Genomic DNA, 22,832 nt, shown 5'->3' with positions numbered 1-22,832 from the left:
GCCCGACCGAGGTGAGTGTGCGCTCACTTCCCTAATATATCCAGTTTTTGAAAGACCGCAGCCCATGGCTCCACGCCTGGACAGCCGCGCCCGGCGCCGCGCCATCGTCGATGCCGCTTTGCCGCTTTTCGCCCGCAAGGGCTTCGCCGCGACCACCACCAAGGAGATCGCGCAGGCCGCCGGTGTGTCCGAAGGCCTGATCTTCAAGCATTTCCCGTCCAAGGCCTCGCTCTACGAGGCGATCTTCCTCAGCTGCATCGACGGCGATCCGGAATATGAGCGGCTGATTGCCCTGCCGCCCGGCACCGCGACGCTGGTGCAGATGATCCAGGGGCTGGTCGGCTATTTCGTGATGGAGGTCCCGGCCGATCCCAACGAACGGGCCCGCCAGCGCCTGTCGATCATCAGCCTGCTGGAAGACGGCGAGTTCATGCGGCAGGTCTATGAGGGAATCCGCAGCCGGTTCCTGCCCTGCTTCACCGCCTCCATCGACGCGGCCATCGCCGATGGCGATCTGGTGCCCGGCCCGATCGATGCGGAGAGCGGGCTCTGGCTTGCCGAGCATCTCTGCGAGATGATGGCGACCGTCTGCCTGTCCGGCGGCACGGTGGTTCCCTACAGCTGCGGCCGTCCAGAGCTTGCACGGCGGACCGCATGGTTCATCCTGCGTGGACTAGGCTTGCGCGACGAGGCCATTGCCGAGCAGGAGCGCTGCGGACATCTGGTCTTCGTGCCTCCCCCACCGCCGCCGGAAGGCGGACCAAGAAATGACGAATCCACACCCGAGAGAGCGGAGTAGCCGATCGTGACCCTGGATCATTCGCCAAAGACCGAGACGTCGTTCGGGCATCCGGCGTCGGAGCCGGGCCACGGCACGCCGCCGTCCCCGCCCCGTCCCCCGCGCAAGCCCGTCACCCGCGGGCGGCTGACCGTGCGCATCATCATCATGCTGGTGGTGCTGGGGCTGCTGGGGGCGGCGCTGTACGGCTTCAACACCTTCCGCGCCAAAGCCATCGCCGACTTCTTCGCCAACAACAAGCCGCCGCCCACCCCGGTGGCCCTGGCGGAGGCGACGGTGCAGACCGTGCCGAAATACCTGTCCGCCATCGGCACGCTGCAGGCGGCGCGTCAGGTGACGGTGGCGCCCGAGGTCGCGGGCCGGGTGGAGCGCATCCCCTTCGAATCGGGCGCACGCGTCAAGGCCGGCGATCCGCTGGTGCAGCTGAACGACGCCACCGAGCAGGCCGACCTGCTGGCCCAGCGCGCCCAGGCGCGTCTGGCGGAGCTGAACCTGGAACGCTACCGCGACCTGCGCCGCAGCCAGGCCACGCCCCAGAGCAATGTCGACCAGTATCAGGCGCAGCTCGACGAGATCAACGCCAACATGAAGCGCACCAGCGCCCTGATCGGCCAGAAACTGATCAAGGCGCCGTTCGACGGCGACCTCGGTATCCGGCAGGTGAACGTCGGCGATTACGTCAATCCCGGCGCCACCATCGTCACGCTGACCGACCTGTCGCAGCTCTACATCAACTTCACCCTGCCGGAACAGGCCTTCCCCAGGCTGTCGGTCGGCCAGGATGTGCTGATCAACGTCGATGCCCTGCCCGGCCGCGATTTCGGGGCGAAGATTACCACCATCGAGCCGCAGGTCAGCGCCGACACCCGCGCGGTCAAGGTGCAGGCCACCATGGACAACCGCGAGCGCCTGCTGCGGCCCGGCATGTTCGCCAATGTCCGCGTCGTCCTGCCGCCGCAGCCCAACACCCTGACCGTGCCGGAAACCGCGGTGGACTACACCGTCTACGGCGATTCCGTGTTCGTCGCGACCCAGCAGAAGGGCGAGGACGGCAAGGAGCAGCTGGTGGTGGAGCGCAAGGCGGTGAAGACCGGCGACCGTCTGGCCAACCGGGTGGAGATCCGCAGCGGCATCAACCCCGGCGACCGCGTCGTGGTGTCGGGCCAGCTGAAGCTCGCCAACGGTGCCGCCGTGGTCCCGGCCGAGAACAACCCGCTGACCCCGCCGCAGTCCCTGCCGCAGAACTGAGGCCGACGCCATGGGCAATTTCACCGACATCTTCATCCGCCGGCCCATCCTGTCCGTCGTGGTCAGCCTGCTGATCCTGCTGGTCGGGGCTCGCGCGATGCTGGAGCTGCCGATCCGGCAGTATCCGCAGTTGCAGAACACGGTCATCACCGTGACCACCAGCTATCCCGGCGCCTCGCCCGAACTGATGCAGGGCTTCATCGCCACGCCGATCGAACAGGCGGTGTCCTCGGCCGAGGGGCTGGACTACCTGACCTCCTCTTCCACCCAGGGGCAGAGCGTCGTCACCGCCTATGTCCGGCTGAACTTCGATCCCAACGTCGCGATGACCGACGTGATGGCGAAGGTCAACCAGGTCAAATACCAGCTCCCGCGCGAGGCCAACGACCCGGTCATCCTGAAATCGACCGGCGAGACGACCTCGATCCTCTATATGGGCTTCTCCAGCCCCGACCTGTCGGGGGCGGCGATCTCCGACTATCTGACCCGCGTGGTGCAGCCGGTGCTGTCCACGGTGGACGGTGTGGCGCGCGCCCAGATCCTGGGCGGCCAGACCTTCGCCATGCGCCTGTGGCTGGACCCGGTCAAGATGGCGGCGCGCGGCATCTCGCCCGCCGACGTGTCGGCCGCGGTCACCGCCAACAACTACCAATCGGCGCCCGGCCAGACCAAGGGCGTCTTCGTCATCTCCAACGTCACCGCCAACACCGGCCTGACCGATGTCGAGCAGTTCCGCGACATGGTGGTGAAGGCCAAGGACGGGGCGCTGGTGCGGATGCGCGACATCGCCACGGTCGAACTCAGCTCCCGCAGTTTCGACGCCAGCGTGGCGATGAACGGGCAGCAGGCGATCTTCATCGGCGTCGACGCCACCCCCACCGGCAACCCGCTGAACATCGTCGCCGACATCCGCAAGATGGAGCCGGACCTGCGGCGCAACCTGCCGCCGGACATGAAGATGGAGATCGTCTATGACAGCACCCGCTTCATCCAGGCGTCCATCGACGAGGTGGTGAAGACGCTGCTCGAGGCGGTCGCCATCGTCATCGTCGTCATCTTCCTGTTCCTGGGGTCGTTCCGGTCGGTGCTGATCCCGATCGTCACCATTCCGCTGTCCATCATCGGCGCCGCCAGCTTCATGCTGGCAATGGGATTCTCGCTGAACCTGCTGACGCTGCTGGCGATGGTGCTCGCCATCGGCCTCGTGGTGGACGACGCCATCGTCGTGGTGGAGAACATCCACCGCCATATCGAGCACGGGAAATCGGCGGTCGCCGCATCGCTGATCGGCGCGCGGGAGATCGTCGGGCCGGTCGTCTCCATGACCATCACGCTGGCGGCGGTCTATGCGCCCATCGGCCTGCTGGGCGGCCTGACCGGCGCGCTGTTCCGCGAGTTCGCCTTCACGCTCGCCGCGGCGGTGATCGTGTCGGGCGTCGTGGCGCTGACGCTGTCGCCGATGATGTGCTCGGTCATCCTCAAGGAGGGCGGGTCCCAGGGCCGTTTCGCCGCCTTCCTCGACCGCCAGTTCGAGAAGCTGGCGGACTGGTACGAGCGGCGGCTGCACGGCACGCTGGACTATCGGGCGGCCACGCTGCTGTTCGCGGTCGGCATCCTGGCCAGCGTCGGCTACCTGTTCGCCAACACCATGTCGGAACTGGCGCCGGAAGAGGACCAGGGCATCCTGTTCGGCATCTCCAAGGCGCCGCAATACGCCAACCTCGATTACATCGACAGCTTCGGGAAGCAGATCGACGAGACCTTCGCCAGCTTTCCGGAGACCGACACCCGCTTCGTCCTGACCGGCATGCCCACCCTGAACCAGGGCTTCGCCGGCATGATCCTGAAGCCGTGGGACGAGCGCGAGCGGTCGGCCAAGGAACTGCAGCCGCTGGCCCAGGCGGAACTGAGCAAGGTGACGGGCATCAACGTGTTCCTGGTGTCGCCCCCTGCCCTGCCCGGTTCCACCGGCGGTCTGCCGGTGCAGATGGTGATCTCCAGCCCCGGCGATTACCGGACGATCTACGACGCCATCGAGCGGATCAAGGACGCCGCCACCAAGAGCGGCATGTTCATCATCACCGACAGCGACCTGCAATATGACAGCCCGGTCGTCCGGCTGAAGATCGACCGCGCCAAGGCGGCCGACCTCGGCCTGACCATGCAGTCGGTGTCGAGCACGCTGTCGGTGCTGGTCGGCGGCAACTACGTCAACCGCTTCAACCTGAACGGCCGCTCCTACGAGGTCATCCCGCAGGTGCCGCGGGCCGACCGCCTGACGCCGGAATCGCTGACCGGCTACTACGTCACCTCGGGTTCCGGCGCCCAGATCCCGCTGTCCACCGTGGTGTCGGTTGAAACGGCGGTGGAGCCCAATGCGCTGAACAAGTACAACCAGCTCCCCTCGGCCACCTTCTCCGCCGTGCCGATGCCGGGCGTCTCCATGGGCCAGGTCGTCGACTTCCTGGAGGAGCAGGCGCGCATCCACCTGCCGGCCGGCTTCAACCACGCCTATTTGTCGGAATCGCGGCAGTTCGTGACGGAGGGCAGCCAGTTGATGGTCACCTTCGCCTTCGCGCTGGTCGTCATCTATCTGGTGCTGGCGGCGCAGTTCGAATCGCTGCGCGACCCTCTGGTGATCCTGGTGTCGGTGCCGATGTCGATCTGCGGCGCGCTGCTGCCGCTGTTCTTCGGCCTTGCCACCATGAACATCTACACCCAGGTGGGTCTGGTGACGCTGATCGGCCTGATTTCCAAGCACGGCATCCTGCTGGTGGAGTTCGCCCGCGAGATGCAGCTGAACGAAGGCGTGGACCGCCGCACCGCGATCGAGCACGCGGCCCGCGTCCGCCTGCGCCCGATCCTGATGACCACCGCGGCGATGGTGGTCGGCCTGCTGCCGCTGCTGACCGCGGCGGGTGCCGGTGCCGCCAGCCGCTTCTCCATCGGTCTCGTCATCGTGGCCGGCATGCTGATCGGCACGCTGTTCACGCTGTTCGTCCTGCCGGCGGTCTACACCCTGCTGGCCAAGGACCACTACGCCGCCTCGCGCTCCACCCGCGCGGAGGAACTGCGCAGCATGACCTGACGCCCCGTCGGTCTGCGGTGCTGGCAAACGAAAGGCCTCTCCCCAACCGGGAGGGGCCTTTTTCTGTTTGCTGCCCTATTGATCCGGAGCGCGTAAACAGCCTGATGGAAGCTATGTAGAAGATCATCAGCGAATATCTGCAAGCATCGTAAGGGGTAATTCTAAGACTGTTGCGAAAATGACTGTCTATTCTGTTTAATAAACTTTCGTATGTATTTGCCATTGATCTCAGGAATGTAACAGAATTTACCACCTATTCGATGATTCCAGGAAAAATGCCTCACCAATGCCCCAGCCGTCCGACCATCGTGGCGCCGCATCGCAACCGCTAAGGATACGGATCAATGGCCACGACCTCCGGGAACTCGACCATCATCGTGACCGCCGAAGGCACCGAACAGGCGCACTTCAACCTGCTGGTCGACGGCAAGAAGATCGGTGATGGCACCACGGGTGCCACGGCCAAGGACTTCGTCTTCAAGACGGATCTCGCAGAGGACCAAGCCCACAAGGTGCAGGTCCAGTACGACAACGACGGATTTGTGAACGGCAAGGACCGCAACCTGATCGTCAACGAGATCTCGATCAACGGCAAATCGGTCCTGCCGACCGACGACATCGTCACCTACGACAAGGGCGCGCTGGACGGCCGCGACGTTGTCGACGGGCAGGACGGCCTGTGGTGGAACGGCGCGCTGGTCGTGAATGCCGGCAAGAACTACTTCTCGACCGGTGACGAGGTGGCCGCTCCCGCCGACCCCACGCCGGTGGAGCCGGCGCCCGTTCAGCCCACGCCCGCCCAGCCGATGCCCGCCCAGCCGACGCCCACTGAGCCGACGCCGACCGAGCCCACCCCCAGCGTGCCGAAGCCGAGCGGCCCCGGCTTCTACGTCGCCAAGAACGGCAACGACAGCTGGTCCGGCAAGCTGGCGGCCCCCAACGCCGACGGCACCGACGGCCCCTTCGCCTCGCTACAGAAGGCGCAGAACGCCATGCGGTCGAGCGACATCGACACGACCTATGTGCGCGGCGGAGACTATTACCCGAGCAACCCGATCTGGCTGGACGGCCAGGATTCGGGCGTGACCTTCACCGGCTACGGCAACGAGAAGGCGGTGATCCACGGCAGCGCGCAGGCGTCCGTGTCGTTCGGCCTGGGCGGTGCCAAGGACGTGACCATCGAAGGCCTGACCTTCACCGGCGGCGTCGCCAATGGCCACTATGTCTTCGCCGACAACGCCGCCGGCCTGACCTTCGCCAACAACACCGTTACCGGCGGCGGCTATGGCATCACGGTGCAGAACAGCGCCAACAGCAAGGTCGTCGGCAACCAGTTCGACCGCACCGGCGCCGAGGCGGTCTTCGTCAAGGCCGGCTCCGACGCCACGGTGGTGTCCGACAATCTGATCAAGCACCCCAACGCCGCCGACCGCGGCGATGCCGGGATCTGGGTCAACGGCAGCTCCGACGTCAAGATCACCCACAACCAGATCGAAGACTCGCCGGAGAAGGCCATCGCCGTCGGCTCGGTCCAGACGGACGGCAGCGACGCGACCTACCGCGCGACCATCGCCTTCAACAAGGTGGTCAACGCCAACCTGGAATCGAACGACGGCGGCGGCATCTACCTGATCAACCGCCAGCAGGACCTGACCGAGCACACCGTCGTCAACAACGACGTGTCCGGCACCACGGCGACCAACCCCACGGGCCAGGTGGCGAGCTGGGGCATCTATCTCGACGACTGGACCAGCGGCGCCACGGTGAAGGGCAACGTCGTCCATGACAACATCGGCGGCGTGTTCCTGCATGGCGGTTGGGAAAACACGGTCACCGAGAACGTGATCGCCGGCAACAGCGGCGCCCAGATCGGCCTGCAGCAGCCCGTCGCCTGGGGCGGCTGGAAGGGCAAGGTGATGAGCGGCAACGACATCTCCGGCAACGTCGTCGATGTCAGCGAGGGCATGGCCGTCCACATCTACGGCCCGGCCGGTGTCGGCAACATCCACAACAACTTCTACAGCAACCTGGATGCGTCCAAGGATCTGTTCGACGTCTGGCCGCAGGTGATGGCCGGCGGCGGCAAGGGCGATCTGGCGGAGTGGCAGGCTGCCGGGTACGACAAGGGCTCCGTCACGCTGAACCCGGGCTTCGTCAATCCGGGTGCGGACGACTTCACCCTTTCGTCGAACTCGCCCGTTTATGGGCAGGGCTTCGACCACATCCCCTACGACGACATCGGACTGCTGGGCTGATCGGCTCCTCCGTTCAGACCACATGACTTGAAGCGGGCCGCCCGGTGACGGGCGGCCCGTTCCCGTTGGTGGCTTCGGCCCCCGCCCCCGCCCCCGCCTTCCACCTGTGACCGAATTGCCGTCGCCAGTGTTACCTGACCAGTGAGGCGGGATCCTGGGGGCGGTGATGCAGCATTTTCGGCGGTGGTGGGCGATTGTCGTCGATGCGGCCTATGGCTGGATCAACGACGATGCGATGAGCATGGCCGCGTCCATTGCCTTCTACACCATCTTCTCCCTGGCCCCGCTGGCGATCCTGGTGATTGCGCTGACCGGGCTGGTCTTCGGCGACGAGGCGGCAAGAGGCGCGCTGGTCGACCAACTGTCGGCGCTGGTCGGTCGCGAGGCCGGCGAGACCCTGCAGGACCTGATCGCGCGGGCCGATGCGCGGGAAACCGGCATCGTGGCGAGCATCATCGGCATCGGCACCATCATCGTCGGCGCCACCACCGTCTTCGTCGAGCTGCAGACCGCGCTGAACCGTATCTGGAAGGTGGCGGCACCGCAGGAATCGACCATCACATGGCTGGTTCGGGTGAGGCTGAAGGCGTTGGCGCTGATCGGGGCGATCGGGTTCCTGCTGATCGTCTCGCTGGTGGTCAGTGCCGCCCTGGCGGCGGTCGGCACCTGGGCCACGGGCTATCTGCCGGCGATGCCGTCGCTGTTGTGGCTGTTCGACGTGGTGGTTTCCTGGACGGTGCTGACCGGGCTGTTCGCGATGATCTACCGGATCCTGCCGGATACCCGCATCCGCTGGACCGACGTGTGGCTAGGGGCCGCGGTCAACGCCTTTCTGTTCGCGGTGGGCAAGTTCCTGATCGGCTTCTACATTGCCACCAGCGGGGTGGTGACGGTCTATGGTGCGGCCGGATCCTTCGTGCTGATCCTGCTGTGGGTCTATTATTCGGCCGTCATCTTTCTGTTCGGGGCGGAACTGACCCGCGCCTACTCGGAGCGCAAGGGCAGCCGGTCGCACCATCCTCCTATCGGCCGCCCTCCTGTCAGCCAACCCCCTATCGGCCGCAGCAACCCCGTCCCAGCGTCATCAGGATCTGCCGCGCCTTGAAGGCTTGGCGGTCGAGCGGCGGCTCGTCCGGGGTGAAGCGGGCCTGGGCCTCGCGGTAGCGCTCGTAGGAATCGTCGTTGAACAGCCGGCGCAGGTTGGCCAGCGCCTTGCGCAGCGGCGTGGGGCAGGGGGCGGATTGGGTGGACATGGCTGGGTCTCCGGGATGCTGTCCGGCATAGTGGGACGTCCCACACTAGCGCCGTGCCGTTGCGCGATGGGCCGATTCCCGGCGAACGGCGGCATCCTGGCGCCGAGCGGCGCTATGGCGACTTGAGCGGCGCCGCTCGCCCCCTGCCGGCTGCCGCTCGGCACGTCCTGACAGCCGCTCGCGGCATTCCACCCCACGGGTTCGACGTGGCGGCGTAGACCGATGGCACGTCCTTTTCAGGAGAGCCGTCATGGATCACGCTCTAACCTTTGTGATCGCGACACTCTGCATCCTTACGCTCTGCTACCGCTTTTACGGCGTGTTCTTCGTGCGCAAGGTTCTTCGTGCCGACGATTCTGAAGTCACTCCGTCCCACATCCTGGCCGACGGTAAGAACTATGTGCCCACCAAGAAGTGGGTGAATGCCGGACAGCATTTCGCCGCCATCGCCGCCGCCGGCCCGCTGGTCGGTCCGGTCCTGGCCGCGCAATTCGGCTATCTGCCGAGCTTCCTGTGGCTGCTGATCGGCTGCGTCATCGGCGGCGCGGTGCACGACACGGTCGTGCTGTTCGCCTCGATGAAGCACAAGGGCCAATCGCTGTCCGAGGTCGCCAAGGCCGAACTCGGCCCGGTGGCCGGCTGGTGCACCGGTCTGGCGATGCTGTTCATCATCACCATCACCATGGCCGGCCTGTCGATGGTTGTCGTCCATGCGCTGGAACGCAACGCCTGGGGCGCCTTCGCGGTGTTCATGACGATCCCGATCGCCATCGCGCTGGGCCTGTATGAGAAGGTCACCGGCTCGTCCAAGGGTGCGACCCAGGTCGGCATCGCCGCCATCGCCGCCTCGGTCTTCGCCGGCCCGTACATCCAGGGCACGCTGCTGGGCGAGTGGCTGACGCTGCATGCCGAGACCGTCGCCGTCATCCTGCCCATCTATGCCTTCTTCGCCACCGCCCTTCCCGTCTGGCTGCTGCTGACCCCGCGCGGCTACCTGTCCAGCTTCATGAAGGTCGGCGTGTTCGGCGCACTGGTCGTCGGCGTCGTCTTCATCAATCCGGAGATCCGCTTCCCCGCGCTGACCGACTTCATCCATGGCGGCGGCCCGGTGCTGAACGGCCCGGTCTGGCCCTTCATCTCCATCACCATCGCCTGCGGCGCCATCTCCGGCTTCCATGCTTTCATCGGGTCGGGCACCACGCCCAAGCTGATCGACAAGTGGAGCGACATCCGTCCGGTGGCCTTCGGCGGCATGCTGGCGGAATGCCTGGTCGGCGTCATGGCGCTGATCGCCGCGACCGCGCTGCATCCGGCCGATTACTTCGCCATCAACTCTTCGCCGGCCGCCTTCAAGGCCCTGGGCATGACCGTCGTCGACCTGCCGCGGCTGAGCCAGGAAATCGGCCTCGACCTCTACGGCCGCACCGGCGGCGCGGTGACGCTGGCGGTCGGCATGACCGAGATCTTCACCCGCGTTCCGTGGTTCAACAGCCTCGCCTCCTACTTCTTCCAGTTCGTCGTGATGTTCGAGGCGGTGTTCATCCTGACCGCCGTGGACAGCGGCACCCGCGTCGCCCGTTACCTGATCCAGGACCTGCTGGGCGACGTCTATGCCCCGATGAAGCGGCTGGACTGGGTCCCCGGTTCGATCATCGCCAGCGTCATCGCCTGCGTGGCCTGGGGGTATCTGCTGACCTCGGGCGACATCAACTCGGTCTGGGCCCTGTTCGGCGTGTCGAACCAGCTTATGGCTTCGGTTGGCCTGATCATCGGCGCCACCATCATCCTGCGGTTGGCCCAGAAGCGGATCTACATGCTGACCTGCCTGGTCCCGCTGGCCTACCTGTTCGTCACGGTGAATGTCGCCGGCTACTGGATGATCGCCAACGTCTATCTGAACAAGGCGGCCAAGGGCTACAACCCCTTCAACGCCGGCATCTCCATCATCATGCTGACGCTGGGCTTCGTGATCCTGATCGCCGCCCTCAAGAAGTGGCGGGAGCTGTTCCAGGCCCGCGCCCTGGAAGTTCCGATGGTGGCCACCCCGGCTGAATGAGGAACCTTCCCGGACAGAGGTCCATCGGGACCGGAACCTGACAAACGAAAAGGGCCATGTGGGACGTCCCACATGGCCCTTTTCGTTTGCGGTTCTCCGCGACGATGTGGGACGTCCCACATCATGATGGATACCCGATCAGGCGGCGGCGCGCGCCTGGGCGAGGGGAGCGATACGGGCCAGAACCGCCGGCTCGATCGCCACCTGCAGATGGGCGTGGCTGTCGTCGTCGCGGCGGCCGACCACCTCGCCATGGGCGTAGAGCCAGGCGAGGGTCGCCCCGTCGCCATGCTCCACATCCAGTTCCACCAGCTCGCGGCCGGCGGTCATCCGGTCGTCGAGGATGCGGAACAGCGTGTCCAGCCGGTCCCCCGTCGCCGCCGAAACGGCGCAGGCGTTGCCGGACCGTCCGGCGCGGGCGAGGGCGGCGTCGAGTTCCGCCCCATCCAGCAGGTCGATCTTGTTGGAAACCTCGACCACGCGGGGATCGCGCTCCGGATCGATGCCGAGGTCGGTCAGGATCGCCTCCACGTCGGCCTTCTGGGCCTCGGTATCGGGATGGGCGATGTCGCGGACATGCAGGATGATGTCGGCCGACTGCACCTCTTCCAGCGTGGCGCGGAAGGCCGCGACCAGATGGGTCGGCAGGTCGGAGATGAAACCGACCGTGTCGGACAGGATCACCTTGCGGCCCGACGGCAGCACCACCTGACGCATGGTCGGGTCGAGCGTCGCGAACAGCAGGTTCTTCGCGAAAACGTCGGCACCGGCCATCCGGTTGAACAGGGTGGACTTGCCGGCGTTGGTGTAGCCGACCAGCGCCACCACCGGGTACGGCACCTTGGCGCGCGCCTTTCGGTGCAGGCCGCGGGTGCGGCGAACGTCGTCCAGTTCCCGCTTGATCTTGACGATGCGGTTGCCGATCAGGCGACGGTCAAGTTCGAGCTGGGATTCACCGGGACCGCCGAGGAAGCCGAAGCCGCCGCGCTGACGTTCAAGGTGGGTCCAGGACCGCACGAGCCGGGACTTCTGGTAGGTCAGCGATGCCAATTCGACTTGAAGCTGGCCTTCGTGGGTGCGGGCGCGGGCACCGAAGATCTCCAGGATCAGGCCGGTGCGGTCGATCACCTTGGTCCCGAACGCCTTTTCCAGATTGCGTTGCTGCACCGGGGTCAGCGCATGGTCGACGATGACGAGGTCGATGTCCTCGCCCGCCTCCCGCGCGTCGTCCAGCAGCTTGGCGTACTGCTCGATGGCACCGCCGCCCAGCAGGGTGGCCGGGCGCGGCTGGTTGACCTTGACGACGGCGGCCTGCGCCACCTCAAGCTCGATCGCCGCCGCCAGTCCCACCGCCTCTTCAAGCGAGGCATCGGGGCTGCGGTCGGTTTCGGTCCCGCGAAGAACCGGGTGGAGGACAAGGGCGCGGCCCAGGCTGGACCGCGGGGTTTCGATGGTATTCGTGTCGGTGTGCGGATTCGTACCCATAGGGTTCCTTCGTCGGCCCGGCGCCGGATGCGCGGGCAGGCTGCAAAAATCCGGCATTCGACGCTGCCGGAGTGCGCGCATCGCCACAGGATGCGGATATGAGGGGCCCTCTCCGGCCCGGCCGGCGGCGCACGATCGGGGGGAGTCTGGCAGCCTGCACTTCATCAGGCCGGAGAGGAAGGCGTCGGCATGCCCGAACAGGGACGCCGAACTGGAGAACTTAGATCAAGGAGATCACCAAAGTTGCCGTGGAGCCCGGGAATGGGATCGACACGGGGTATCCGACCAGGGTTGTGGGCCAGGATTTTGGGGAGGCTCGGCGTCACCGCCGACATCGCTAAAAATGAGGATTCTGTCGCTTGAAACAAGGGTGCCGGACCGATTTTTCTGATTGCTCCGCAAGCCGGGCCGGTGCAGGCGCTTGCTCTGCCACAGCTTCAAATACAACTTTTACGGCGTGGGGTTCGAGTGGCATGACGGCCTGCTGGGCCGGATCCTGATCGCCTTCACAGGAACCGCCGTCACAGTGCTGTCGCTCACCGGTGCTTGGCTCCTGTGGGCTAACGGCGAGCGCGCAGCCGGGGGCGGCACCTTCGGCCATTGCGTTCCTGACCGTTCGGACAGGTTGACCACAGCCATTCGTTGCCGATTCCGCCCGGAGAGCTAGTCGGCTTTTTTGAGCCGTGACAATGTTCGTGGTTGGAATAATTTCAAGGAGTCACGTCAGTGTCCGAATAGTTTAGACCTCTCCGCCGGAGACGCGAGCATGCTGCAGGTTGTCTTCCGAAGTCAATTGACGACGCTTCTTTCCTATCTCGACATCCAGCGGTTATGCCTTGCGGCGGCACGGAACAACAGGAAGGCCGCTGTCACCGGTTTCATGGTTGAATGCGGCGGCGTGTTCCTTCAGTCGCTCGAAGGACAGGTTCGCGATGTCAGCGATACACTTGACCGCATCTACAGGGACTCGCGCCACGACCACATCGAGATCGTCTATTCCGAGCAGGATGTTCCCCGGCGGCGGTTCGGAGTCTGGGCCATGAATGTGATGTTCTTGGACGACGACACATTCTGGACGAAGGTGTTCGGATCGGGATACTCATGCGACGAGATGCTGTCCCAACCCATGGATCCCGCTTTTGCCATGGGGGTTCTTGCGATGGCTTACCGCCATGCCTGCTCGGTAACCGGCATGGCCCCCGCAGCCACCGGAAACAGGCTGGGCCGGATCCCGCGGATCCGTCACATGATCAGGCGGTAAGCCGGGACCTACACCAAGCCCCAGGCCTTGGCCCCGGCCACCAGGACGACGACGGCCAGCAGCGACAGGATCGTCGCCAGCCCGATCGGCAGGGCGCGGCGGTAGATGGCGCCTTCCGCCTGCTGCAGCCCGACGAGGCCGGCGGCGAGCACGATGCGGCCGGGGGTCAGCATGGTGCAGATGCTCCCCGAAACGGTCTGGACCGCCGCGGTCAGCATCGGCGGCAGGCCGCTTTCGGCGGCGAGGCTCAGTTGGATGTGCATCATCAGGGCGTTGGACGCGGTGTTGGAGCCGGTCAGCATGCCGGCGGCGCCGCCGAACACCGGGGTCGCCAGCACGGCGAAGCGTCCGGCGACCTCGCGCCAGGCTTGGCCGAACATCGCCGCGCCGCCGGACGCGGCCATGAAGGCGGCGAATTCGACGAAAACCAGCGTCGCCGCCATCGGCACCAGCGCCGCGCGAAGGGCGCCGCGGACCACCTCTCCCGCCTTGGCGGCCGGCAAACCGGCCAGCAGGATGGCGGCGATCACCACCAGCCATGTCGCGGGATGGCGCAGCAGGGCCAGCGGGGCCAGTCCGCCGAACGGGTCGAGCACCAGCCAGCGGCCTGTCCAGTCCGACAGCGGCGGCAGCAGCCGCGTCGCCATCAGCGCGGCGATCAGCAGCACATAGGGCCAAAGCCGTTTCATCAGGTCGCGGAGTCCGGCGTCGCTGCGCAGCAGGCGCGGCCCCTCCACCAGCACCAGCAGGACGCCGGTCGCCAGCCCGCCGCCGAGCTCCGGCGCGACGAAGCGGTTGGTCAGCCAGATCAGCCCGGCCAGGAAGAGCAGGAGGGCGACGTCGGCCGCCCGCTCGCGCAGGCCGGAGCGTAGCCCGCAGCTATGTATCAGCCCCCAGAACACCGGGAGCAGGCAGGGCAGCACGACCGCCATCAGCAGGGCGCTGGCCGTCCCGAGCTCGGTAAAGGACACGCCGATCAACTCGGCGCCGACCCGCGTGCCGACTCCCATGGCGCCCCAGGCCGCCAGCACCTGGCTGAACAGGCCGAGGGCTGCGGCCTGCACCGGCGGCAGCCCCATGTGGCGCAGCATGGCGAGGGCCACGACCAGACCGACGCCGAACCCCGTCACCGACTCCGCGAAGGGGCCGACCAGGAAGCAGGCGACGAAAACGGCGCGCCGGCGGTTCTCCTGCGCGATTGCGGCGGCGGGGATTCCGCGGGCCTCATAGGCGCGGTGGAAAAGCAGGCCGGCGGCGATGATCGACATGGCATGCCACGCCAGCCACGCCCCTTCGCCGGCCTTGACCGCCGCCATGGTCAGTGCCGCCATGTCCGGTACCCTGTCGAGCGGCGCCTGCGCGGCGATCATCGTCATGAACGCCAGCGTCATGCCGGCCAGCCCGGCCGTCAGCAGGCTGACACGGCGGGAGGCAAGAAGCAGGATCGTGCCGACGAGCGGCATCATGTGGAAGGCGAGGGTCATGATCGGGCGGGAAGGTTCCGGAAGGGGAGGGCCGGCACTGACGGCGGCTGTCTCCTTGGGATACTAGTATATCGCCCAGGTCGCAACCATGCGGGGCCTCTTCAGGCGGGGGGATGGTATGCACAGGTCTAAGGGCGGGGGTAGGTTACTGACGAATAGGAACCCCTGGTCATCCCCGCGAAGGCGGGGATCCAGGAAACTCCGCAGATCAGCGGCGGATGTGGCTGGATTCCCGCCTTCGCGGGAATGACGGCCGAGAAAGCAACCTTGTCCTGATACCTTACAAGATATTGAGATGTGTGCATACCGGAGCGGCTTACCCTTTCGAAAGCCGCTTCTCCAGTTCCACCAGCAGGAACAGCAGGGCTCCGGCGGCGATCATGGCTGCCCAGGCGATGGCGCCGATGGGGGCGGTGCCGAACAGGGACTGCAGCGGCGGGGCGTAGGTGAAGGCCAGCTGCAGGACGGTCATCAGCGCGATGGAAAGCCAGACGGGCCGGCTGCCGGCGATGCCGGCCAGCAGGCCGGCGTGGCTGTGCAGGCCGCGGGCGTTCAGCAGGAAGAAGATCTCTCCCACCACCAGGGCGTTGACGGCCATGGTGCGCGCCACCTCAATCCCGCCCCCCTGCATCCGCTGGAAATAGAAGAAGCCGAAACTGGCGGCCACCAGCAGGACCAGCGCCACCAGCATCCGGCGGATCAGCAGGCCGGACAGGATAGGCTCGTCGCGCGGGCGGGGAGGGCGGGCCATGACGCCGGGTTCCGGCGCTTCGAAGGCCAACGCCAGCCCGAGCGTCACCGCCGTCACCATGTTGACCCACAGGATCTGCACCGGCGTGATCGGCAGGATGGTGCCGGACAGAACCGCCGCCAGGATCACCACCGCCTGGGCGCCGTTGGTCGGCAGCATGAACAGGATGGTCTTGCGCAGATTGTCGTAGACGGTGCGCCCCTCCTCCACCGCGTGGACGATGGAGGCGAAATTGTCGTCGGCCAGCACCATCGCCGCCGCCTCTTTCGCCGCCTCGGTGCCGTTGCGGCCCATGGCGACGCCGACGTCGGCGCGCTTCAGCGCCGGGGCGTCGTTGACGCCGTCGCCGGTCATGGCGATTGTCCCGCCGTCCGCCTGGAGCGCCGCGATCAGGCGCAGCTTGTGCTCCGGCGTGGTGCGGGCGAAGACGCTGTTGGCGCGGGCGGCGGCGGCGAAGCCCGCCTCGTCCATACGGTCCAGCTCCGGTCCGCTGGTGACGCCGTCCGGCAGGCCGAAGGTCCGGCCGATGGCGGCGGCGGTGGCGGCATGGTCGCCGGTGATCATCTTCACCGTGATCCCGGCCTGACGGCAGGCGGCGACTGCGCTCAGCGCCTCCTCCCGCGGCGGGTCGATCAGGCCGCACAGGCCCAGAAGCTCCAGCCCCCCGTCCCCCAGGTCGTCGACGATCAGTTCCGACAGGTCGATGGAGGTGCGGCGCATCGCCAGCGCCAGAACCCGCTGCCCCTGGCCGGCCAGATCGGCGGTCATGGCGGACCAGCGCTCCCGGTCCAGCGGAACGCTGCCGCCGGCCCGCTTCTCGCGTTCGCACAGCGCCAGCACGCGTTCCGGCGCGCCCTTCACCACCAGGATGCCGTGGCCGGAATGGTCGTGATGCAGGGTCGCCATGAACTGGCGTTCGGATTCGAAGGGAATGGCGTCGCGGCGGGGGCATCGGCCCAGCTCGTCGCCCGGCTCCAGCCCCGTCTTCATCGCCAGCGCCAGCAGCGCGCCGTCGGTCGGGTCGCCGGCCAGCAGCCATTCACCACCGGAACCTCGATGCAGGTCGGCGTCGTTGCACAGCAGGGCGGCGCGGGCGAGATCCAGCAGCACCGGCTCGCGGGCCGGGTCGGAGAGCCGGCCATCGCGGCTGAACTCCCCCTCCGGCGCATAGCCGCTGCCGCCGACGCGGTAAGTGCCGTCGGCCGTCACCACCCATTGCACCAGCAACTCGTTGCGGGTCAGGGTGCCGGTCTTGTCGGTGCAGATGGTGCCGACGGAGCCGAGCGTCTCCACCGCCGGCAGATGGCGGATGATGGCGTTGCGCTTGGCCATGCGGGTCACGCCCACCGCCAGCGTGATGGTCATCACCGCCGGCAGCCCTTCCGGGATCGCCGCCACCGCCAGCCCGACCGCCGCCAGAACCATGTCCTGCCACGGCTCGCCATGCACCAGCCGGCCGAATGCGAAGGTGAACGCCGCCAGCACCAGGATACCGCCGGTCAGCCAGCGGCCGAACCGCGCCATCTGCAGCAGCAGCGGGGTTTCCACCGACGCGACCGACGCCAGCAGATGGCCGATGCGTCCGATTTCCGTGCCGTCGCCGGTCGCCACCACGATGCCGGTGCCCTGGCCCTGGACCACCATCGTGCCGGCATAGGCCATGCCGAGGCGGTCGCCCAGAGCCGCATCGGCGGCAACGGGGAGGGAAGCCTTGGCGGCGGGGACGGACTCGCCCGTGAGCGCCGCCTCCTGCACCAGCAGCCCCTTCGTGCGCTCCAGCCGCAAATCGGCCGGCACCCGGTCGCCCGAGGCGAGGAACACCCGGTCACCCGGTACCAACTCTTCCGCTGCCAGGGTCACGGCATGGCCGTCGCGCATCGCCACCGCCTGGGGCGACAGCATGTTGCGGATCGCCTCCAGCGCCTGTTCGGCCTTGCCCTCCTGGATATAGCCGATCAGCGCGTTGACCAGCACGACGCCGAAGATCACGCCCGCGTCCGTCCAGTGCCGCATCAGCAGCGCCACCGCGCCGGAGGCGAGCAGGACATAGATCAGCAGGTTGTGGAACTGCGCCAGGAAGCGCATCCAGGCCGGCCGCCGTTTCGGCGGGGTCAGCCGGTTCGGACCGAAGCGTTCCAGCCGTGCCGCGGCCTCTGTGCCGCTCAGCCCCTCGTCCGGGCTGCCGAGCCGGCCGGCGGCGTCGGCGGCGTCGAGCGCATGCCATGGGGTATCGGTGGGCATTTGGGCGGGCGTTCGGGTGGTGGAGCCTGATTCGGCCAGCGGTGCCATGAAGTGCCTCTCTGGTTGAACTCCATCAGTAGAGCATCGGGCCCGCAAGGCGTCTTTAATCTGGCTCAATCATCGAACGGTCCAGTGTCTTAACCGAAGCCGGGAGGCGGGCGGCCAGAGTCAGCCAGCACCGTATCCAGCACGCCGACCAGATGTTCGATGCGGTAGGGCTTGGGCAGAACCATCACTCCGGTGGCGCGGGCCACCTCCTCGCTGTAGCCGGTCGCCAGCACCACCGGAAGGCCGGGGTAGAGGTGCCGCACGGTGCGGGCCAGATCGACGCCGCTCATGGTGCCGGGCATCACCACGTCGCTGAACAGCAGGTCGAACCGGCCGGCCGCCAGCAGCGGCAGCGCTTCGTCCGCAGTGGCGGCGCGGGTGATGGTGAAGCCGGCATCCTCCAGCGCCGTGGCGACGGTCAGGGCGACGATCGGGTCATCCTCCACCACCAGCACATGGCCGCCGACGCGGGTGGCGCCGGCCGCCTCGGCCGCCGGCTCGGCCTCCGCCTGCGGGGCGGTGCCGGAACGGCGGATCAGCAGGCCGATGGTGGTGCCGCGTCCCTCCTCGCTCTCGATCCAGGCGGTGCCGCCGGAATGGCGGGCGAAGCCGTAGACCTGCGACAGGCCGAGACCACTGCCCTTGCCGATCTCCTTGGTGGTGAAGAAGGGATCGAAGGCGCGCGCCCTCACCTCGGCCGGCATGCCGGTCCCGGTGTCGCTGACCGTCAGCCGCACGAAGTCGCCGGACAGCCCGTCGGGCGCCTGCGGGTCTCTCGGCTCCAGCGTCGCATTGTCCGCATGGATGGTCAGCACCCCGCCCTCCGGCATCGCATCGCGCGCATTGACCACGAGGTTCAGCAGGGCCAGCTCCAACTGCGTCGCATCGACCTCCACCGGCCACAACCCGGTGGTGAAGTCGATCTCCAGCCGGATGTCGGCGCGCAGCGCCCGGTTCAGCAGTTCCGACATGCCGAGCACACGGTCGCGCAGATCGACGGTTTCCGGCCGCAGCGCCTGGCGGCGGGCGAAGGCCATCAACTGCTGCACCAGCTTGGCGCCGCGGTCGACCGCCTGCCGGCCGGCATCGACCAGCGGCTGGATGCGCGTTCCTTCCGCCCGCTTCTCGATCATGTGCAGGCAGCCGGACAGGGCCTGGAGCAGGTTGTTGAAGTCGTGGGCGACGCCGCCGGTCATCTGGCCCAGCGCCTCGGTCTTCTGGGTCTGCAGCAGCGCCACCTGCACGCGCTCGCGCTCGGCCACCTCCTCGGCGACGCGGGCCTCCAGCGTCGCATTGAGCTGCTGCAACTCCTCCTCCGCCCGCTTGGCCTCGGTGACGTCGCTGCCCTCCACGAACAGGCCGGTGACCTGTCCCGCCTCGCCCTTGATCGGCTGGTAGACGAAGGTGAGGAATCGTTCCTCCAGCGGCCCGTCCGGACGGCGCTGGAAGCGGATCGGCATGTTCCGCCCGACGAAGGTCTCGCCGGAGCTGTAGACGCGGTCGAGCAGTTCGAAGAAGCCCTGTCCCTCCACCTCCGGCAGGACCTCGCGGGCGGGGCGGTCGACCAGATCGCGGCGGCCGACCAACTGCAGATAGGCATCGTTGGCCAGTTCGAAGACATGGTCCGGGCCGCGCAGCACGCACATGAAGTTGGGCGCCTGCCGGAACAGGGTGCGCAGCCGCTCCCCCTCCGCCGCCAGCCGGGCGTTGGCCGCCTCCACCGCCGCGCGTTCGCGCATCAGGGCCTGGTTGGCGGTGCGCAGCGCCGCTTCGGCCAGCGCGCGCTCCACCGCCGCCCAAGTCCGCTCCGCCACATCCTCCGCCAGCGCCGCGTCGGCCTCGGTCCAATGGCGCGGCTTCGCTTCGTGCAGGTAGAGGATGGCAGTCAGCTGACCGGCCTTCAGCAGCGGCACCACCAGAAGCGACCGCACCCCGATGCCGGCGAAGGCAGCCGCCGGTCCGCTGCCGGAGGTGCGCAGGTCGGTCGCCACATCATCGACGCGCAGAGTGTATCCGGCCCGCAGTTCGGCGATCACGGCGGGGCCGAAGCTGTCGAGCGGCCGGGTCTCCCCGGACAGGCTCGTCATCCCGCTGTCGCTCCAGTCCCGCTCCACCGATACCGTCGCGCTGGTGGGATCGATGCGGCCGTAGCCGGCCCGCGCCACCCCCAGATGACGGCCGATACCCTCCGCCGCGGCGGCGGTGACGCCGACCGGGTCGTTCAGCCCGCGCAGCCGCTCCGCCAGATCGAGCTGGAAGGTCAGCCGCCGTTCCGCCAGCACCCGCGCGGTGTTTTCGGTGCAGGCGCAGAACATGCCGGCGACGCGGTCGGTCTCGTCGCGGACCGGGCTGTAGGAGAAGGTGAAATAGGTCTCCTCCCGATAGCCGTGGCGCTGCATCACCAGCAGCCGGTCTTCGTGGTAGGTCGCCTCGCCGGCCAGCGCCCGCACGACCAGGGGGACCAGATCCTCCCAGATGTCGGCCCATACCTCGGCGAAGGGACGGCCCAGCGCCTCAGGCTTGTCGCCCAGGATCGGGCGGTAGCTGTCATTGTAGAGGAAGGTCAGTTCCGGTCCCCAGACCGCGAACATCGGGAAGCTGGAGGTCAGCATCAGGTTGACCAGGGTGCGCAGCGACTGCGGCCAGCCCTCCGTCGGACCGAGCGGGGTGGCGGACCAGTCCATCGCCCGCATCCGCGCGCCCATCTCCCCGCCGCCGGTGAAGATGTCCGGCGTGCCCCCCGGCATGCCCCGGTTCCTGTAGCCTGGGCCGTCCATATCGCGGCTATCGGCGTGGCGAAGCCGGGCCGCATCCGCCCAGACCCGATCGGGCATCATGCGCCGGACACCCCGAAGACGGTCATCCACAAGCCATTCACATCGGCCAGCGCCGGTCCCGGGCGCCGATGCCGAATGCTCCGACAAAAAATGAGGGATTTGGTCCGGATCATGGCGCGAGGATATTCAATCGTCCGAGGAGTGGCAATCCAGCTCCTCTAGCCATTTGGGAGTAGGTTTCTTGCCTCGTCATGTTGGCGTGACGTCAAGGCTCCCGCCCATGTTGTCGAGATCATTGCGACTGCCATCGGTTTCTTGTGCTGGTCCGGTTATACGGAAGCAGCCCTGCCGACCTTGGCTGCGTGGCTGTTGACCCTGAAATCCAGGCGCAAGCGGGAGAAGGTGGAGCGGATGGCGCCGGCCGGTGCAAGGCAGCCGCGCGGGCGTGGGGCGTGGAACTCGTGTCTTCGCGACCATACCTTGCCTATTAACCACTGGCCGCAAGCCGGCCCACATTATGGATTGCGCCATGATCCCCTTTTCCGTCCTCGACCTCAGCCCGATCGTGCAGGGGGCGACCGCCGCCGACAGCTTCCGCAACACGCTGGACCTCGCCCGCCATGCGGAGCGCTGGGGCTACAAGCGCTATTGGCTGGCCGAGCATCACAACATGCCGGGCATCGCCAGCGCCGCCACGGCCGTCGTGATCGCCCATGTCGCCGCCGGAACCTCGACTATCCGCGTCGGCTCGGGCGGGGTGATGCTGCCCAACCATGCGCCGCTGATGGTGGCGGAGCAGTTCGGCACGCTGGAATCGCTCTATCCCGGCCGCATCGACCTCGGGCTCGGCCGCGCGCCGGGGACCGACATGATGACGGCGCGGGCTCTGCGCCGCGACATGACTGACAGCGGCGACCGCTTCCCCCAGGACGTCGTCGAACTGCAGATGTATTTCGAAGAGCCGGAGCCGAACCAGCGCATCCGAGCCGTGCCGGGGGCCGGGTTGAAGGTGCCGCTGTGGCTGCTGGGCTCCAGCCTGTTCAGTGCGCAGCTGGCGGCGATGCTGGGGCTGCCCTTCGCCTTCGCCTCGCACTTCGCGCCCGACATGCTGATGGAGGCGCTGGCGATCTACCGCGCCCGCTTCGAGCCGTCGGCGACGCTGGACAAGCCCTATGCGATGGTCGCGGTCAACCTGTTCGCCGCCGATACGGAGGCCGAGGCGCGGCGCATCTATTCCTCCGCCCAGCAGCAATTCGCCAGCCTGCGCCGCGGCACGCCGGGCAAGCTGCCCCCGCCGGTGGACGACATCGAGGCGTGGTGGAGCAGCCCGGCCGAGAAGATGATGGTGGAGCGCGCGCTCGGCACCATGGCGGCGGTCGGCACGTCGGATCAGGTGGCGGCCAAGCTGTCGGAGGTCATCCGCGCCACCCAGGCGGACGAGCTGATCCTGGCCGGACAGATCTACGACCACGCCGCCCGGCTGCGCTCGTTCCAGATCGGATCGGAACTGCGCGAGCGGCTCGGCTGAAAAATCCGCGGGGGTCGGAAAAAAGCGCTTGCGCCGGGTCGGTCGGTCGGCCTATACACCGCCTCCCGCGACGCAGCACGGTCGGCAAGACAGTGTCGCTTCAAGGGAAACAGAGGTCAGACCAAGTAACTGCCGAGCACCTCGAAAAAAAGAGGTTGACAGTGAAAGTAAAGTCCTCTAGATAAAGCGAACAAGACGCGGCGCTGCAAACTGCAGGCGCCGCGGAATGGTTCGGGCGGTGCCGCTGAGGCGCTGCGGGTTCTTTGACAAGTTTATACCGTGTTGTGAGAAGGGATGCGCAGGCGGCGGCAGTTGGTAGCCGTTGCGGCCTTGGGGTGCGGGTTTCCGGAAGGGGATCGGCACAATGAGGATCGTCTGTGCATCTTTTGAGCAGAGAAACTGTAACAGTATCGACGTTTCAGGAGATCGCTAAGGCGGTCCTGTCAGTCGTCAGCTTCGGTTGGCGATCTGAACCTGAGAGTTTGATCCTGGCTCAGAACGAACGCTGGCGGCATGCCTAACACATGCAAGTCGAACGAAGGCTTCGGCCTTAGTGGC

At 67.1% G+C, this 22,832-nt stretch carries 13 protein-coding genes and 1 rRNA gene; 9 read left to right on the top strand and 5 right to left on the bottom strand.

Features of this window, described 5'->3' with window-relative positions; all coding sequences use genetic code 11:
* The first annotated feature begins 64 nt into the window (after positions 1–64).
* From J2Y49_RS18525 to J2Y49_RS18505, 5 genes are all read left to right on the top strand, one after another.
* Positions 65–799, top strand: coding sequence for a helix-turn-helix domain-containing protein (locus tag J2Y49_RS18525; RefSeq protein ID WP_310116348.1), 735 nt, complete (start codon positions 65–67; stop codon positions 797–799).
* 6 nt (positions 800–805) lie between these two features.
* Positions 806–2,047 (top strand): efflux RND transporter periplasmic adaptor subunit, encoded by a 1,242-nt coding sequence (locus tag J2Y49_RS18520; protein ID WP_310116347.1) that lies wholly within the window; start codon positions 806–808, stop codon positions 2,045–2,047.
* 10 nt (positions 2,048–2,057) lie between these two features.
* Positions 2,058–5,135: a multidrug efflux RND transporter permease subunit gene (locus tag J2Y49_RS18515; protein ID WP_310116346.1), complete on the top strand. Its 3,078-nt coding sequence runs from the start codon at positions 2,058–2,060 to the stop codon at positions 5,133–5,135.
* Between the two features lie 344 nt (positions 5,136–5,479).
* A complete protein-coding gene (locus tag J2Y49_RS18510; RefSeq protein ID WP_310116345.1) occupies positions 5,480–7,390 on the top strand; it encodes a right-handed parallel beta-helix repeat-containing protein in 1,911 nt (636 codons plus the stop codon).
* 166 nt (positions 7,391–7,556) lie between these two features.
* On the top strand, positions 7,557–8,495 hold the full coding sequence (locus tag J2Y49_RS18505) for a YihY/virulence factor BrkB family protein (RefSeq protein WP_310116525.1): 939 nt from the start codon (positions 7,557–7,559) through the stop codon (positions 8,493–8,495).
* Here J2Y49_RS18505 and J2Y49_RS18500 read toward each other — a convergent pair.
* Positions 8,443–8,643, bottom strand: a complete 201-nt coding sequence (locus tag J2Y49_RS18500) for a hypothetical protein (protein WP_310116344.1) — start codon at positions 8,641–8,643, stop codon at positions 8,443–8,445. The genes J2Y49_RS18505 and J2Y49_RS18500 overlap by 53 nt on opposite strands.
* Positions 8,644–8,893: 250 nt before the next feature.
* Here J2Y49_RS18500 and J2Y49_RS18495 point away from each other — a divergent pair, with 250 nt between their 5' ends.
* Positions 8,894–10,699, top strand: coding sequence for a carbon starvation protein A (locus tag J2Y49_RS18495; protein ID WP_310116343.1), 1,806 nt, complete (start codon positions 8,894–8,896; stop codon positions 10,697–10,699).
* A 138-nt stretch (positions 10,700–10,837) separates the two neighbouring features.
* Here J2Y49_RS18495 and hflX read toward each other — a convergent pair whose 3' ends face one another.
* Positions 10,838–12,184, bottom strand: coding sequence for a GTPase HflX (hflX, locus tag J2Y49_RS18490; RefSeq protein WP_310116342.1), 1,347 nt, complete (start codon positions 12,182–12,184; stop codon positions 10,838–10,840).
* A 766-nt stretch (positions 12,185–12,950) separates the two neighbouring features.
* On the opposite strand from hflX, the gene J2Y49_RS18485 reads away from it, so the two are divergent.
* A complete protein-coding gene (locus tag J2Y49_RS18485; RefSeq protein WP_310116341.1) occupies positions 12,951–13,445 on the top strand; it encodes a BLUF domain-containing protein in 495 nt (164 codons plus the stop codon).
* Between the two features lie 8 nt (positions 13,446–13,453).
* Here the strand turns inward: J2Y49_RS18485 and J2Y49_RS18480 are convergent, their stop codons facing one another.
* The 3 genes from J2Y49_RS18480 to J2Y49_RS18470 form a co-directional block, all read right to left on the bottom strand.
* Positions 13,454–14,929: an L-lactate permease gene (locus J2Y49_RS18480; RefSeq protein WP_310116340.1), complete on the bottom strand. Its 1,476-nt coding sequence runs from the start codon at positions 14,927–14,929 to the stop codon at positions 13,454–13,456.
* Between the two features lie 316 nt (positions 14,930–15,245).
* Positions 15,246–17,921 (bottom strand): HAD-IC family P-type ATPase, encoded by a 2,676-nt coding sequence (locus tag J2Y49_RS18475; protein WP_310116339.1) that lies wholly within the window; start codon positions 17,919–17,921, stop codon positions 15,246–15,248.
* A gap of 137 nt (positions 17,922–18,058) precedes the next feature.
* Positions 18,059–20,716, bottom strand: coding sequence for an ATP-binding protein (locus J2Y49_RS18470; protein ID WP_310116338.1), 2,658 nt, complete (start codon positions 20,714–20,716; stop codon positions 18,059–18,061).
* A 559-nt stretch (positions 20,717–21,275) separates the two neighbouring features.
* Between J2Y49_RS18470 and J2Y49_RS18465 the strand changes: the two genes are divergently transcribed.
* Positions 21,276–22,274 (top strand): LLM class flavin-dependent oxidoreductase, encoded by a 999-nt coding sequence (locus tag J2Y49_RS18465; RefSeq protein WP_310116337.1) that lies wholly within the window; start codon positions 21,276–21,278, stop codon positions 22,272–22,274.
* A 470-nt stretch (positions 22,275–22,744) separates the two neighbouring features.
* Positions 22,745–22,832 (top strand): 16S ribosomal RNA (locus J2Y49_RS18460); the annotation flags it as partial.

Source organism: Azospirillum sp. BE72, from assembly GCF_031455875.1.
Classification (GTDB): Bacteria; Pseudomonadota; Alphaproteobacteria; order Azospirillales; family Azospirillaceae; genus Azospirillum.
Note: the sequence above shows the minus strand (reverse complement) of the source record. Positions and strands in the feature narration are given on the sequence as shown.